A 14,392-nucleotide genomic window follows, 5' to 3' on the forward strand; every position below is an offset into this window, starting at 1 on the left:
ATCAGTCACCGTCGTTGGCGTTGAAGCCCAGTTGGATGCCCAGCGCCTTGGCCAGCTCGCCTTCGTGCAGGCGGTGGACGACGTTGAGGCTGTCGTAGATGTCGTTGAGCTGCTGGCGACCGGCGTCATCGTTGAGCATTTCAGTCAGCGAGCGCTGAGTGCTGCCGAACAGTTTGAGCGACGCCGCGTAGGCTGCATCGATCTTGTCCGCCAGCGGCTTTTGCTCGGCCGGCAACAAGCCGCGCAGGCCTTTGTTGTCGACGCCTTCCCAGACGGTTTTGGCCGCTGCGAGGCTGGCTTCCAGCGACTCCATGGACGACTGGCTGCGCCATGCATCAGCCTGGAACGGCTGAGGTACGCCCTTGCTCTGGCGGCCCATCGGCGTGCCGAGTTTTTTCTTCAGGGTATCGAGGGCGGTGACCTGCACGCGCAGCAGATCGGCGATCGCTTCGTGGGAGTCGGCGTAGCGCTGGTTCGGGAACTTGCTCATCTGCGCGAGCATGCCGTCGGTGTTGTTCCAGCTGCTGAGAATCTCTTCCGCCAGTTGTTTCTGACGCTCGCCGATGGCCACCAGCAGTGGGCAGTACTTGGCTTTCTGCGCGTCGTTGGCCACGTCAGGCTTGGCGTCGAACAGGATGTACTCGTAAGCGGACAGGCCTTGAACCACGACGCTGGACTTGGCCAGTGCGGCGGCGTCGATCTGCGGCTGCGCGGTCACCAGTTGCTCGACCTGACGGCCGACCAGGTTTTTCTTGTCCGGCCAGAACTGCACTTGCCACGAACGGTTGCCTTCGGCCAACGGGCCGATCAGCAGCGGTTGCAGCTCGGCCCAGGCTTTCTGCGCGTGCAGGAAGTCGGCACGGGCGGTGTCCAGCGACTCTTTGCCCTGGCAGTAGGCGAGGGCGCTGACGGCCAGTTGCTTGTCGGCTTCGACCCAGCGGGTGTAGGTCGGCAGGATCACCGATTTGGCGATGGCCGCCGAAGTGACGGCTTGCGGATCCTGCGGCGAGCACGCGCCGAGGGCCAGTGCGGCAAGGCTGGTGAACAACAGCTTGGGACGGAACATGTCGGGCTCCCGATTCTTTTAAGTGTTTAAAGTGAGTTCAAGAACGCCAGCAGCGCGGCACGCTGCTCGGCGTTGAAAGACAAAACCTGTTGCTGCGCCGCCTTCGCTTCGCCGCCGTGCCAGAGCACGGCTTCGAGCAGGTTGCGGGCGCGGCCGTCATGCAGAAACTGGGTGTGGCCGCTGACCGCCTGCGTCAGGCCGATGCCCCACAGCGGCGGGGTGCGCCAGTCGCGGCCGGAGGCCTGGAATTCGGTGCGGTTGTCCGCCAGACCTTCGCCCATGTCATGCAGCAGCAGATCGCTGTACGGGCGAATCACTTGATTGGCCAGTTCAGGTTCGGCCGCGTTGGCGGCGGTGGTGTATTTCGGTGTGTGGCAGGACTGGCAGCCAGCCTGGAAAAACAGATTCTTGCCGGCCAGCACTTGCGCATCGTTGACGCCACGGCGGGCGGGAACGGCGAGGTTGCGGCTGTAGAACAGCACCAGGCGCAGGATGTTGTCGCTGACTTCCGGTTCGCCGTCCGGGCCGTTGCCGTTCGGCGCCTGTTTGCAGGCGGTTTGCGCGTCGGTGCAGTCATCAAACGGTCTCAGGCTGGTGGTGAGGCCCATATCACCAGAAAACGCGTGAACATTTTGTTGATTGAGGTTCGGTTGGCCGGCTTTCCAGCCAAATCGGCCCATGACGGTCTTTTGCTGCTCATCGTCCCAGACCCGGTTTGGCCGGCCGTTGATGCCGTTGTTCTCTTTGGCTTGCGCGGCGGCGTTGGCGAGGATCGCTTCTTCCGGGATCGCTTCGAGCAGGCCCAGGCCGATCATCGGCGGCGCAACGCGGGCCGAGAAACGTGTGTCCGGGTGCATCGGGCCGTAGCCGAGCTGGGTGATCTGCAGGACCGGTTTGCGCAGCTCGACCTCGGTGCCGTCCTTGAAGCGGATCGGCACCGGCGTGTAATCGACCCGCACCTTGCCTTCCGGCGCGACGCCGGGGACGGCCATGTCCTGGAACTGGCCGCCGTAGACCGGCTCGGGCACCACGCCCACCTGTTCGATGACTTTGGCATAGGCCGGCGCATTGGGGATCGACAGGCGCACCAGCATCGACACCGCGTTGGCCGCATCCGGCGTCGGCGGATGGCCGCGGCCGTCCTTGATGTGGCAGTTCTGGCAGGCGTTGGTGTTGAACAGCGGGCCGAGGCCATCGCGGGCGGTGGTGGTCGACGGCGCGATCACCCACGGGCTGCGAAAAAAGCTGTTGCCGACGCTGAAGTCCACTCGCCGCGACGGTGGCAGATTGGAGGACGGCAGGGAAAACGCGTTCTGATCGCTCTTGCGCACGGTCGCGGTGCCACCGGAACGAGCCTCACCCGGCTCGGCCTTGGTGAAACGCGGGGCGTCATCGCAGGCACTCAGGCCCAGGGCCAGAAACAGTGCGGACAAGCGAAGAGGCAGCGAGGGCATCAGACATCCTGCAAGAGGGGCGAATTTAAAGGCGCAAAGTCTAACAGGGCGAGGGGGTTTGAATAAGAGGAATTATCGTTTGCTTGATGCACGTCAGGTCAGCCAGAACGAAAAAGGCGACCCGAAGGTCGCCTTTTTTAACGCGGACGCTGTGATCAGAACTCGTGATCGGCGTTGTCCGGGTTCAGGTCGCTGATGCCCAGTTTGCCGGCAGCGGCTTCGATCGAACCGGTCTGCTTGACCAGCGAAGCGATGGCGTCACGGACGATCTGGTTGCCGGCGGTGTTGCCGGCCGCGATCAACTGGTCGTAGTGCTCACCCTTGTTGGCGTGATCGACCATGACCTGGATCTTGGCTTCGGTGGCGGCCAGATCGGCTTTCAGCGCGGTGTCGGCAGCCGGATCAACCTTGGCCACCAGCGACGACAGGCTGGCGCCGGTCATTTTGGTGCCGTCGACGCGGGTGTACTCGCCCAGGTAAACGTTACGAATGCCCTTGGCATCGTAGAAGTGCGAGTTGTGGGTGTTGTCGCTGAAGCAATCCTGTTCGTCTTCCGGGGAGTTCGCCTCCAGGGACACCTTCATGCGCTCGCCGGCCAGTTCGCCCAGGGACAGGCTGCCCATGCCGAACAGCATTTTGCGCAGGCCGCTTTCAGCCGGTTCGGCTTCCAGGGTGGCGCGATAGTTGTCGGCCACGTTCGGCTTCCAGTTGCCGACCATTTCTTCCAGGTCGCTGACCAGCAGCTGGGTCACGGCTTTCAGGTAGGCACGACGACGATCGTTGTGACCGCCGGTGGCGCCGGCGCCTTCCAGGTAGTCCGACGCAGGACGGTTGCCGGCGCCAGGGCCGGTGCCGTTCAGGTCCTGGCCCCAGAGCAGGAATTCGATGGCGTGGTAGCCGGTGGCAACGTTGGCTTCGGAGCCGCCCAGCTCGTTCAGGCTGGCGAGTTTTTCCGGGGTGATGTCCTTGACGTCGACCTTGTCTTCGCCGACCTGTACTTCGGTGTTGGCGATGATGTTGGCGGTGGCGCCGGGGTTGCCCAGTGCGTGTTCGTAGGACTTGTCGACGTAGTCGATCAGGCCTTCGTCCAGAGGCCAGGCGTTCACCTGACCTTCCCAGTCGTCGATGATGGTGTTGCCGAAGCGGAACACTTCGCTCTGCAGGTAAGGAACGCGAGCGGCAACCCAGGCAGCCTTGGCGGCTTTCAGGGTGTCGGCGTTCGGCTTGGCGAGGAACGCGTCGATGGCGGTTTGCAGGGTTTTCGCGGTGGATTCGGCATCGCTGTAAACGGCGAAGACCATGTCGGCGTAGTGCGAGACAACGGCTTTGCCGGCGGCCTCGTCGACTTTACCGGCAGCAGCAGGCGCAGCCGGTGCAGCGGTGCTCGCAGCCGGAGTCGGCGCAGGAGCGGCGGCCTTTTCTTTGTCTTTACCTTCGCCGCAACCGGCGAGGGAAATAGCGATGGCCAGCAGACTGGCGGTAGCCAGAGGCATACGAATCATGGCGAACATCCTGCTTCGGTAATTGAGTGGACAGGCGCGGGGGTGCGCAAAAGCTGCGACATAATGCAAATCTTTCGCATTATGTGTAAAGGGTTGTAGCTGGAAATATTTCCTATTTGCGTGGGGGTTGCGCTGGATCAACAGCGTAGACCACGCCCGGCGGATCAAGGGTTTTGCCGGGCTTCGCAGGGAGACTTCAGAGGATGGCCGCGTTGCTGCGCTGGGCCTGCTTGAGATAAACGCTCAGCTCGCGCGCCGGCAGCGGTTTGCTGTAGTGGTAACCCTGACCTTCGTGGCAGCCTTCGGAGATGATGTAGGTTTCCTGTTCGGCGGTTTCCACGCCCTCGGCGATCACCTGCATGCCCAGGCTCTTGCCCAGTTGAATGATGGCGCGAACGATGGTCGCGTCATCGTCGTCATCCAGCAGGTCCTGGACGAAGCTCTTGTCGATCTTGATCTTGTCCAGCGGCAGACTCTTGAGATAGCTCAGTGAGGAGTAGCCGGTGCCGAAGTCGTCAATGGCGATCAAGGCGCCGGAGCGGCGCAGGCTCAGCAGGTGCTGGGCGGCGGTGCTGATGTCTTCCATCAGGCCGGTTTCGGTGACTTCCAGCTCCAGGCTCCGCGGTGGCAGGCGGTACATCTGCAACAGATTGTTGACCACCCGTGGCAGCTCGGCGTGGTGCAGTTGCACGGTGGACAGGTTGACCGCCATGCGCAGGTCGACGAAGCCCTGATCGTGCCAGTCGCGCAGTTGCTTGCAGGCCTGATCCAGCACCCATTCGCCGATGGCGATGATGGTGCCGTTCTGCTCGGCCAGCGGGATGAACAGGTCCGGCGGCACCAGACCGTGTTCCGGATGTTGCCAGCGGATCAATGCTTCGACCCCGACTACACGGTGATCGCGGTAGCTGATCTGCGGCTGATAGACGAGGTAGAACTGATCGCGCAGCAAGGCATCGCGCAGGTCTTTTTCCAGTTCGCGACGGCGGCGCATCTCGCTGTCGACGCTGGCGATGTAGAACTGATAGCGGTTGCGCGAGCGGGTCTTGGCCAGGGTCATGGTCTGCTCGGCTTTCTGCAACAGCTTCTCGGTGCTGTCGCCGTCCTCCGGGAACAGGGTGATGCCGATGGTCGCGCGCAGGCGGATTTCCTGATGATCGAGGGCGAACGGCGCTTCCAGGTCATCGAGAATGCTTTGCGCCAGTTCCGCCGCTTCGTAAGGCTGTTCGATATCGGCCTGCACCAGCGCGAACTGGTCGCCGCCGAGACGGGCGAGGGCGCCGAGGCGACCGCTGTGGGCGCGTAGCCGGTCAGCCAGGGCCAGCAACAACTGGTCGCCGGTCTGGTAGCTGAATTGTTCGTTGATGCCTTTGAAGTCATCCAGTCCGACACACAACACCGCAACCCGACGCTGCAGCTTGCCGGCATCCACCAGGATCTTGTCCAGTTGCTGCTGCAATTGCTGGCGGTTCGGCAGGCCGGTGAGGAAGTCGTACTGGGCCATGCGCAACAGACTGTTTTCCGCCTCGTGGCGCAGGTGGGTGTTGCGTTCGATGGATTCGAGCAACTGGTTGGCGGTGTTGATCCAGATACCCAGTTCGTTTTTCTCGTGGCCCTTGAGCTGCGGAATCTTGTGTTCGCTGGGGCGGTCCGGGTTGATCTCGGTGAGGTGTTCGATGATCCGCGACAGCGGTTTGGTCAACAGCCAGTGATAGACCAGGTACAGCACCAGACCCATGGCCAAGGCACGCAACACGCCGGAAATGAAGATGATCACCGAGCTGACAATGAAACCCTGACCGTAGGTGGCGGTGTCGAGGGTGATGCTCAGGTCGCCGTAATATTCGCTGTAGGGGCCACGTCCCACCAGTTGGGTGGTGAAGGTGCGTTCCTGGCCAAGAATCAGGTCGGTCAGCCAGCGGCTGTTGGAATGCTGCAGCTCACGCGACTTTTGCGCGAGCATCGCTTCGTTGGGATGGCCGATGGAGGCCTGGCGCACGGCGTCGTCCTGGAACAGGCCTTCGATCACCTGCATGCCCATCTCCCGGTCCAGGCTGTAGACCGCCTGGGTAGAGGGATCGCGGAACATGTCGAGGATGCGTTCGGCATCGCCGGCGACGGCCTGGCGTGTTTTATAGGCATCGAAAACGATCTGCGCGCAGCTCAAGACCACGCCGACGATCAATGCCGACAGGAGCACGACCCGGAGCAACTTCACCGACAAGCTGTTCTTGAGTTCCAGCTTCAAAGGGTTATTCCTTGTTCCGTGCGGGTAGCGTCAAGTTGCCATGAGTATTGGCAATCCCGTGTTGGCAGTCAAAGGGACAATCGAGCCGCGGAAAATTTGTCCGTGGCCTTGGCCGAAATGCTGCTGTCTGGAGTATTTGCCCTATTTGTACTGTGTCGGTAGTTTCGGTCTCCAACTTGAGGGGCGTCGGACAATTTTTCCTCTTTTGATGGTAGTTCGCCGTGGCTTGGGAGCAAGGCGAGAAGGGCTGCTTTACGTGTGGGAAAAGGCCCTGTTTGTGATGCGACTCACCCATGATGATTTCTGCGGGCAGAAAAAAACCCGGCAATGGCCGGGTTTTTTGTCTGGCGTGCAGCTTAAGCGGTGAAGGTCTTGCCTTCGAACTGCTCGGCCACGAACTTCCAGTTGACCAGGTTCCAGAACGCCTCGACGTATTTTGGACGCAGGTTACGGTAGTCGATGTAGTAAGCGTGTTCCCACACGTCGCAGGTCAGCAGCGGGGTGTCGCCGCTGGTCAGCGGGTTGCCGGCGCCGATGGTGCTGGCCAGAGCCAGGGAACCGTCAGCCTTTTTCACCAGCCAGCCCCAGCCGGAACCGAAGGTGCCGATCGAGGTTTTGCTGAACTCTTCCTTGAACTTGTCGAACGAACCGAAAGCCGCGTTGATGGCTTCAGCCAGTGCGCCGGTTGGTTGACCGCCGGCGTTTGGCGCCAGGCAGTTCCAGTAGAAGGTGTGGTTCCAGACCTGAGCGGCGTTGTTGAAGATGCCGCCCGAGGAAGTCTTGACGATTTCTTCCAGGGTCTTGCCTTCGAACTCGGTGCCTGGCACCAGGTTGTTCAGGTTCACGACGTAGGTGTTGTGGTGCTTGTCGTGGTGGAATTCCAGGGTTTCCTTGGAAATGTGCGGCTGCAGGGCATCGTGTGCGTAAGGCAGCGGCGGCAATTCGAAAGCCATGATGATTCTCCTAATCAGGTCTGTTGCGGTGAGCGCAAGGCCGATCACGGGCGGCCAGAAATGCACCGGCGAGTTTTTACTCTTTGCGGCGCAGGGTTCGGATCATAGCACCGGGGGTGCGGCTTAACCACGCAACAACTGTGTGGGATAGAGGTTCCAGAGCTGTTTGGAATAATCACGAAGCCAGAATGAGCTGACCCGCCACCGTGAACATCATCACCGCGACCAACAGATCGAGAATCCGCCACGTACTCGGCCGCGCCAGCCACGGTGCGAGCCATGCCGCGCCGAACGCCAGGGTGAAGAACCACAGCAGCGAAGCACTCGCCGCGCCAATCACATAAGCGCCGGGCACCGACTGTTGCGCGCCGAGAGAACCGATCAGCAAAACGGTGTCGAGATAGACGTGCGGGTTGAGCAGCGTCACCGCCAGTGCGCTGAGCATCACCGCCCGCAGCGAACGTACGGTCTGGTTTTCACCCTGCTGCAAACTCTGTTTCGAGAAGGCCCGGCGCAACGCCTGGCTGCCGTACCAGATCAGAAACACCGCGCCGCCCCAGCGGGCGACCGCCAGCAAGGTCGGGTTCTGCGCCAGCACCGTGGCTAGACCGAATACTCCTGCCGCCACCAGCAACGCATCGCAGGCGACGCACAGCGCCGCGACCGGCAGGTGATGTTCACGCCGCAGGCTCTGCGCCAGGACAAAGGCGTTCTGGGTGCCGATCGCCATGATCAGCCCGAACGCCACCAGCAAACCGTTGGTATAGCTTTGCCACATGACGGTTACTCCGCGTTGGCTGCGAGATCGCGCAGCACTTGCATGGCACGTTCGGCGTCGGCCTGACCGACGAACAGATGGTCGTGGTAATAACCGGCGATCACGTTGCAACTGATCCCGGCCTTGCCCAGTGCGGTGGCGAATGCGGCGGTCAGGCCGACGGCTTCCAGCGCCGAATGCACGTTCAACGTGATCCAGGCCGCGACGTAGTCGAAACTGAAACCGGCGCGCTCGGCGTGGGACCGTTCAAGAATCACCGTCAGGCCTTCCTGTTCACGGAAACTGCCCACGACCTCCAGGCCGCTCGGCAACTGGCCGTCGCGCAAGGTGCAGAAGACGTATTCGCCGGCATTGAGCTGCGGGCTCATGCTGCGCAACAGGGTGGTCAACGAGGTTTCGCCAGCCATGGGGATGGTCCTTGATAAAGAGTGCTTGCTGGCTATTCTCCCGGTCGACGCTGTATAAGAATAACAAATAGTGCTGATCGCTCATTAGGAAAACTGATGTTCGACTACAAATTGCTTTCCGCTCTGGCCGCTGTGGTCGAGCAGGCCGGATTCGAACGGGCGGCGCAGGTGCTTGGCCTTTCGCAATCGGCGATTTCCCAGCGGATCAAACTGCTGGAAGCGCGGGTCGGCCAGCCGGTTTTGGTGCGTGGCACGCCGCCGTCGCCGACCGAGATTGGCCGACGTCTTCTCAACCATGTGCAGCAAGTGCGCCTGCTCGAGCGGGATTTGCAGACGCTGGTGCCGGCGCTGGACGAAGAAGGCCTGCCGGAGCGCCTGCGCATCGCCCTGAATGCCGACAGCCTCGCCACCTGGTGGGCCGAGGCGGTGGGCGAATTCTGCGCCGAACAACATCTATTGCTCGATCTGATCGTCGAAGACCAGACCGTCGGCCTCAAACGCATGCGCGCCGGTGAAGTGGCCGGTTGCCTGTGCGCCAGTGAGCGACCGGTGGCAGGCGCGCGCAGCGTGTTGCTCGGGGCGATGCGCTATCGAGCGCTGGCCAGTCCGGCGTTCATCGAGCGGCATTTTCCCGATGGCGTGCGGGCCGAACAATTGCCGCGCACCCCGGCGCTGGTATTTGGCCCGGACGACTTTCTGCAGCATCGATACCTCGCGTCCCTCGGCGTCGATGGCGGTTTCGAACATCACCTGTGCCCGTCGTCCGAAGGTTTTATCCGCCTGACCGAAGTCGGGCTCGGCTGGGGACTGGTGCCGGAATTGCAGGTGCGCGAGCAGCTGGAGCGCGGCTTGCTGCGCGAACTGTTGCCAGATAAACCGATCGACGTGCCCTTGTACTGGCATCATTGGCGCAATGGCGGTCAGTTGCTCGGGCTGTTGACCGAGCAATTGGTGCGCTCGTCGGCGCAATGGCTGGTGCCGTTGGACTGACGGCCAGCGTCAAGACTCACGAATCAGGCAAAACGAAAGACAGCGGAGCTCTACATGAAAATTCTGGTCACCGGCGCAAGCGGCTTCATTGGCGGACGCTTTGCGCGTTTCGCCCTGGAGCAGGGCCTGGACGTGCGGGTCAACGGTCGCCGGGCCGAGGGTGTCGAGCATCTGGTGCGTCGCGGCGCCGAGTTCGTTCAAGGCGATTTGAGCGATCCGGATCTGGTGCGTGCGCTGTGCAGCGATGTCGAAGTCGTGGTGCATTGCGCCGGTGCGGTCGGCTTGTGGGGCCGGTATCAGGACTTCCATCAGGGCAACGTCCAGGTCACCGAAAACGTGGTCGAGGCCTGCCTGAAACAACGGGTTCGGCGGCTGGTGCATCTGTCGTCGCCCTCGATCTACTTTGACGGTCGCGACCACCTCGGCCTGACCGAAGAACAAGTGCCCAAGCGCTTCAAGCATCACTACGCCGCGACCAAATACCTGGCCGAGCAAAAGGTCTTCGGCGCCCAGGAATTCGGTCTCGAAACCCTCGCCCTGCGCCCGCGTTTCGTCACCGGCGCCGGCGACATGAGCATCTTCCCGCGCTTGCTGAACATGCAGCGCAAGGGCCGTCTGGCGATCATCGGCAACGGTCTGAACAAGGTCGATTTCACCAGCGTGCACAACCTCAACGAAGCGTTGCTCAGCAGTCTGCTGGCCGACGCCTCCGCACTGGGCAAGGCCTACAACATCAGCAACGGCGCCCCGGTGCCGCTGTGGGATGTGGTCAATTACGTGATGCGCAAGATGGAAGTCCCACAGGTCACCAAGTACCGTTCCTATGGTCTGGCCTACAGCGTGGCGGCGCTTAACGAAGGTGTGTGCAAGCTCTGGCCCGGGCGTCCCGAGCCGACCCTGTCGCGCCTGGGCATGCAGGTGATGAACAAAAATTTCACCCTCGACATCAGTCGCGCCCGGCATTATCTGGACTACGATCCGAAAGTCAGTCTGTGGACGGCCCTCGATGAGTTCTGTGGCTGGTGGAAGGCCCAGGACATTCGTTGATACGAATCTGCCGGCCGGCACTGAACCGCGCCACGGCTTGAGGGTCAACCCCAGCGGCCGCGGGGTTTATACTTCGCCCCAATCTGCCATCACCGCGTTTCACAAAGGTTGCCTCAATGTCCATGCGTAACGATGCCCACGACGATTTCGACGATGTACCGAGCCTGCGCGCCGATACCCTCGATGACGACGATTTTCCGGCCACCGCCCGCACCACCTTGCATTCGCGCACGCCGCCGGTGGTCAAGGTCAAAGCCGCCAGCACCGGGCCGTTGTGGGCACTGGTCGGCGCATTGTTCTTCGCCTTCATCGGTCTGGCCTGGTGGAGCTTCCAGCAGATTTCGCTGATGGAGCAGCAACTGGTGGCGACCCAGGAAAGTTTCGCGCGCATCAGTGAGGAAGCAGCGGGGCGCTTGCAGGACATTTCCGGCAAGGTCGTGGCCAGCCAGACCAACGTCACCACCGACAGCGAAGCCCTGAAGCTGCAGATCAAACAGCTGCAAAGCGCGCTTCAGGATCAGAGCAAACAGCAGCAGGGCGTGGCCGGGCAGGCGACGGATCTGGACAAGCGCCTGGCGCAGATGACCGCCCAGACCACCGAACAACAGAACGCCAACACCCAGTTGCAAGCCCAGGTCAAAGCCCTGAGCGCCGAACTGGCCACGCTGAAAAGCACCCCGGCCGACACCAGCAAGCTTGACGCCCAGCTCAAGAGCTTCGATGCACAGGTGAAGGGTTTCGATGCGCAGTTCAAGAGCCTCGGTGCCGACATCACGGCCCTGAAGAAACAAAGTGGGTCGAACCCTGCAATCGATCGTCTGGAGCAGGAAATCGTCATCCTCAAAAGCGAGCAGGACAACCGTCCGGCCGCTGCGCAGGGCGGCACCAACACTGCCGAGTTCGATGCCTTCCGTGGGCAGATGACCCGCAACATCAACACCCTGCAAGCGCAGATCCAGAACCTGCAGCAGCAACTCAACGCCCGTCCGTAAGCCTCTTGTGTGGCGAGGGAATGAACGCCCTCGCCACAGCAACATTCAGAAGCTTTCTGAATATCCATACATGCCTTCAGGCCGTCTACGCTCTTGAAACACCAACAAGAACGAGGGATGCGTCATGGGGTTTGTGCACAAGCTGGCCTGGCTCGGCGCGGTGCTGCTGTTGAGTTTCGGTCAGGCCAACGCGGCCACCACGGAAAAAGACGACAGCAAGGCCGCCATCGCCTTGCTGGAAAAGGCTCTGGCCTATTACCACGACAACGGCGACAAGGCGTTCGCGGCGTTCAGCCGACAGGGCGAATTCGTCGACAAGGACCGTTACGTGTTCGTGGTCGACACCAAGGGCGTGATGCTCGCCAGCGGTGGGCCGTCGTCGGCATTGATCGGTCGCGACGTCAGCGAAGTCCTCGGGCCGGACTTGCAGAAGTCCTTCAAGGACGCCTTGAAAGTGCCGGAAGGCAACGGCATCCAGCAGGCCGAATACCGCTGGCAGAACTGGTCCGACGGCAAGGTCGAGCGCAAGCACGTTTACTATCAACGCATCGGTCAGCGGATTCTGGCGGTGGGTTATTACCTGCCGCGTGCGTCGGCAGAACAGGCGAAAGCGTTGCTCGACAAAGCGGCCACCGATTTGACCAAGGACGAGAAGGGCACGCTGTCCGCAATCAACTCGCTCAAGGGTGGTTACCTGCAGGACGACCTGTATGTGTTCGTGGTCAATCTCGACAACCGGCGCTACGTCGCCCACGGCACCAACCTGCGGTTGATCAACACCGATTTCGCCAAGGTCGATGACCCGGAAGGCAAACCGGTGGGCGAACCGATTCTGGCGCTGATCGGCAAACAGGATGAGGGCGAGTACGAGTACCGCTGGAAAAACCCGGTGACCGGCAAGGTCGAGGACAAGCATGCCTACCTGAAGAAGGTCGGGAACATGCTGGTGGCGGTCGGTTATTACAGTGCTTGATTGCACTTCCCCTGTGGGAGCGAGCTTGCTCGCGATAGCAATGTAGCAGTGACGCAAATGTCGACTGATCAACCGCAATCGCGAGCAAGTCGAGTCGTCGCACCGTCGCTCCCACAGGTCATACGGTGTTCTACAGTCAGCGGGCGCCGTGTTCACGGCCCCGCAGCAACCGGTTCGGCATCGCAATCGCCGCCGCCAGCCCGAGCAGCGACACCGCCGCGCTGACCATCAGCAAATGCCGGAACGTCACCAGCAGTTCGGCACGCAAGGCATTCTTCGCATCGCCGGGCGCCGCGTTCAGGCCATCGAGCAGCACGTTACCGGAATGCCCTTCGCTCATCAGCGAGCTGCCGGCCAGGTGGGCGAAACTGGAATCCTGCAACAATGCCAGCAACAGCGCCGACATCAATGCCACGCCCACCGCGCCGCCCAGGGAGCGGAACAGGTTGGTGGTGCTGGTGGCGACGCCGATGTCCTTTTGCTCCACCGAATTCTGCGTACCGACCAGCGAGGTCGGGAACTGCATGCCACCGGCGATCCCGCTGAGCAGCATGAACAGGCTGCTGAGCAACGTCGCATCCGGCGGGCTGAAGGCCATGCCGAGGATCGAGATCGGCATCAGCAGCGCGCCGGTCAGAATCTGCGGTTTGTAGCGTCCGGTGATCGAGGTGCGACGTCCGGCGAAATACGCGCCGATCGGCAAACCCATCGCCAACGGCAGCAGGTGCAGTGCGGCGCTGTCGGCGCCAGCACCGGTTACGCTCTGGAAGCGCAGAGGCATCAGCACAATCAACGAAATCGCCTGGAAGCTGCAAAAGAAAATCGTGCACCAGCACAGCAGGGCGCTGCGGTTGGTGAACAGGTGCATCGGCAGCAACGGCTCCCGGGCGCGCCGCTCATGCCAGACGAACACCGCCAAAACCGCCACCGCGCAAGCGAACAGCCCGAGCACTTCGCTGCTGCGCCACGCGTAACCCTGGCCGACCTGAGTGATCGCCAACAACAGCGCCGTCAGACCGATGATCATTAGCAGCGTGCCGAGGTAGTCGATGATTGGTTTGCGCTGGGGAATCGGCAGGCCGATCAGGTTGCGTCGCGCCACCCAGTAAGCGCCAAGGCCCAACGGCAGGTTGATCAGGAACACCCAGCGCCATGACAGGTACTCGGTCATGTAACCGCCGAGCACCGGGCCGGCGACGCTGGCCACCGCGTACATGCTGCTGAAATAACCCTGATAACGCCCGCGTTCGCGAGGCGGCACGATGTCGCCGATGATCGCCTGGCTCACCGAAATCATCCCGCCGGCGCCGATGCCCTGGAAAATCCGCGCCAGCACCAGTTGCTCCATGCTCTGGGCCATGCCGCAGAACAGCGAGGCGAGGGTGAACAGGCCCATGCCGAACAGCATCAGTTTGCGCCGCCCGTACAGGTCACCGAGCTTGCCGTAGATCGGCACCGCCACGGTCATCGCCACCATGTAGCCGGAAATCACCCAGGCCAGCAGGCTGACGTCCTTGAACTGGGCGGAGATGGCCGGCATGGAAACGGCGACGATGGTCTGGTCCAGCGCACCGAGAAAGATCGCCATCATCAGCGCGACCAGCACGCTGCGAATGGCCGGTTTGGGCGTTTCGGGATGGTTGAGATTGGTCACGGGCAAAACCTGCGGGCAGTGAGTGTCCCGCAGATCGCCAGGCGAGCGGGGATGCTCGCCAGTGTAACAGGGTGTGTCATCCATTATTTCCCGCGCCGCGTTGCCACCTGAAAGCGGGCCAGGCAAGGCGCAGCCCGAAGGTAAGGGTTGTTTCCTTGCCGAGGGCTGCAACGCCGCATGGCCCGCTTTCAGGTGACAACCCGAAGGGCCGGGCGTGCTGTTACGCAGGGCTGCGTTGCTCGGAGCTTATTTGGAATGACCAAACTACGCTCCTCGCGCCTTGCCCTGCGTAACAGCACACCCGGCGCGGCGCGGGAAATAATGGATG

At 61.9% G+C, this 14,392-nt stretch carries 12 protein-coding genes; 4 read left to right on the forward strand and 8 right to left on the reverse strand.

Annotation, left to right across the window (positions count from 1 at the left end; translation table 11 throughout):
- Nucleotide 1: 1 nt before the first annotated feature.
- The 7 genes from K5E37_RS08115 to K5E37_RS08145 form a co-directional block, all read right to left on the reverse strand.
- Nucleotides 2-1,066 (reverse strand): imelysin family protein, encoded by a 1,065-nt coding sequence (locus K5E37_RS08115; protein ID WP_007953243.1) that lies wholly within the window; start codon nt 1,064-1,066, stop codon nt 2-4.
- Between the two features lie 26 nt (nt 1,067-1,092).
- Complete coding sequence (locus K5E37_RS08120; RefSeq protein WP_221533556.1) at nt 1,093-2,520, reverse strand: di-heme oxidoredictase family protein; 1,428 nt, start codon at nt 2,518-2,520, stop codon at nt 1,093-1,095.
- A 155-nt stretch (nt 2,521-2,675) separates the two neighbouring features.
- Nucleotides 2,676-4,022, reverse strand: coding sequence for an imelysin family protein (locus K5E37_RS08125; RefSeq protein WP_007953245.1), 1,347 nt, complete (start codon nt 4,020-4,022; stop codon nt 2,676-2,678).
- Nucleotides 4,023-4,218: 196 nt separating this feature from the next.
- Nucleotides 4,219-6,270, reverse strand: coding sequence for a bifunctional diguanylate cyclase/phosphodiesterase (locus tag K5E37_RS08130; protein WP_007953246.1), 2,052 nt, complete (start codon nt 6,268-6,270; stop codon nt 4,219-4,221).
- Nucleotides 6,271-6,626: 356 nt separating this feature from the next.
- Nucleotides 6,627-7,223 carry a superoxide dismutase gene (locus K5E37_RS08135; RefSeq protein ID WP_003227660.1) on the reverse strand — a complete coding sequence of 199 codons (597 nt, stop codon included), beginning with the start codon at nt 7,221-7,223 and terminating at the stop codon, nt 6,627-6,629.
- 175 nt (nt 7,224-7,398) lie between these two features.
- Nucleotides 7,399-8,001, reverse strand: a complete 603-nt coding sequence (locus tag K5E37_RS08140; RefSeq protein WP_221533557.1) for a LysE/ArgO family amino acid transporter — start codon at nt 7,999-8,001, stop codon at nt 7,399-7,401.
- Nucleotides 8,002-8,006: 5 nt separating this feature from the next.
- The gene (locus K5E37_RS08145) at nt 8,007-8,408 is read right to left on the reverse strand and encodes an ACT domain-containing protein (protein ID WP_007953258.1); all 402 of its coding nucleotides are present in this window, start codon (nt 8,406-8,408) and stop codon (nt 8,007-8,009) included.
- 96 nt (nt 8,409-8,504) lie between these two features.
- Between K5E37_RS08145 and K5E37_RS08150 the strand changes: the two genes are divergently transcribed.
- The 4 genes from K5E37_RS08150 (at nt 8,505) to K5E37_RS08165 (ending at nt 12,410) form a co-directional block, all read left to right on the forward strand.
- On the forward strand, nt 8,505-9,398 hold the full coding sequence (locus tag K5E37_RS08150) for a LysR family transcriptional regulator ArgP (protein WP_221533558.1): 894 nt from the start codon (nt 8,505-8,507) through the stop codon (nt 9,396-9,398).
- A 54-nt stretch (nt 9,399-9,452) separates the two neighbouring features.
- Nucleotides 9,453-10,445 carry an NAD(P)-dependent oxidoreductase gene (locus K5E37_RS08155; protein ID WP_221533559.1) on the forward strand — a complete coding sequence of 331 codons (993 nt, stop codon included), beginning with the start codon at nt 9,453-9,455 and terminating at the stop codon, nt 10,443-10,445.
- Between the two features lie 116 nt (nt 10,446-10,561).
- Nucleotides 10,562-11,437 (forward strand): ATPase, encoded by an 876-nt coding sequence (locus K5E37_RS08160; RefSeq protein ID WP_085606708.1) that lies wholly within the window; start codon nt 10,562-10,564, stop codon nt 11,435-11,437.
- A gap of 124 nt (nt 11,438-11,561) precedes the next feature.
- On the forward strand, nt 11,562-12,410 hold the full coding sequence (locus K5E37_RS08165; protein ID WP_085606706.1) for a cache domain-containing protein: 849 nt from the start codon (nt 11,562-11,564) through the stop codon (nt 12,408-12,410).
- Nucleotides 12,411-12,546: 136 nt separating this feature from the next.
- Here K5E37_RS08165 and K5E37_RS08170 read toward each other — a convergent pair whose 3' ends face one another.
- Nucleotides 12,547-14,064, reverse strand: coding sequence for an MDR family MFS transporter (locus K5E37_RS08170; protein ID WP_221533560.1), 1,518 nt, complete (start codon nt 14,062-14,064; stop codon nt 12,547-12,549).
- Between the last annotated feature and the right edge of the window lie 328 nt (nt 14,065-14,392).

The organism is Pseudomonas sp. RIT778, from assembly GCF_019718735.1.
In the GTDB taxonomy this organism is placed as follows: Bacteria; Pseudomonadota; Gammaproteobacteria; order Pseudomonadales; family Pseudomonadaceae; genus Aquipseudomonas; species Aquipseudomonas aphyarum.

Excerpts from the sequence above, each read along its gene's own strand:
- K5E37_RS08115 (WP_007953243.1), bottom strand. The coding sequence starts at position 1,066 with ATGTTCCGTCCCAAGCTGTTGTTCACCAGCCTTGCCGCACTGGCCCTC.
- K5E37_RS08125 (WP_007953245.1), bottom strand. The coding sequence starts at position 4,022 with ATGATTCGTATGCCTCTGGCTACCGCCAGTCTGCTGGCCATCGCTATT.
- K5E37_RS08160 (WP_085606708.1), top strand. The coding sequence starts at position 10,562 with ATGTCCATGCGTAACGATGCCCACGACGATTTCGACGATGTACCGAGC.
- K5E37_RS08155 (WP_221533559.1), top strand. The coding sequence starts at position 9,453 with ATGAAAATTCTGGTCACCGGCGCAAGCGGCTTCATTGGCGGACGCTTT.
- K5E37_RS08120 (WP_221533556.1), bottom strand. The coding sequence starts at position 2,520 with ATGCCCTCGCTGCCTCTTCGCTTGTCCGCACTGTTTCTGGCCCTGGGC.
- K5E37_RS08135 (WP_003227660.1), bottom strand. The coding sequence starts at position 7,223 with ATGGCTTTCGAATTGCCGCCGCTGCCTTACGCACACGATGCCCTGCAG.
- K5E37_RS08150 (WP_221533558.1), top strand. The coding sequence starts at position 8,505 with ATGTTCGACTACAAATTGCTTTCCGCTCTGGCCGCTGTGGTCGAGCAG.
- K5E37_RS08140 (WP_221533557.1), bottom strand. The coding sequence starts at position 8,001 with ATGTGGCAAAGCTATACCAACGGTTTGCTGGTGGCGTTCGGGCTGATC.
- K5E37_RS08145 (WP_007953258.1), bottom strand. The coding sequence starts at position 8,408 with ATGGCTGGCGAAACCTCGTTGACCACCCTGTTGCGCAGCATGAGCCCG.
- K5E37_RS08165 (WP_085606706.1), top strand. The coding sequence starts at position 11,562 with ATGGGGTTTGTGCACAAGCTGGCCTGGCTCGGCGCGGTGCTGCTGTTG.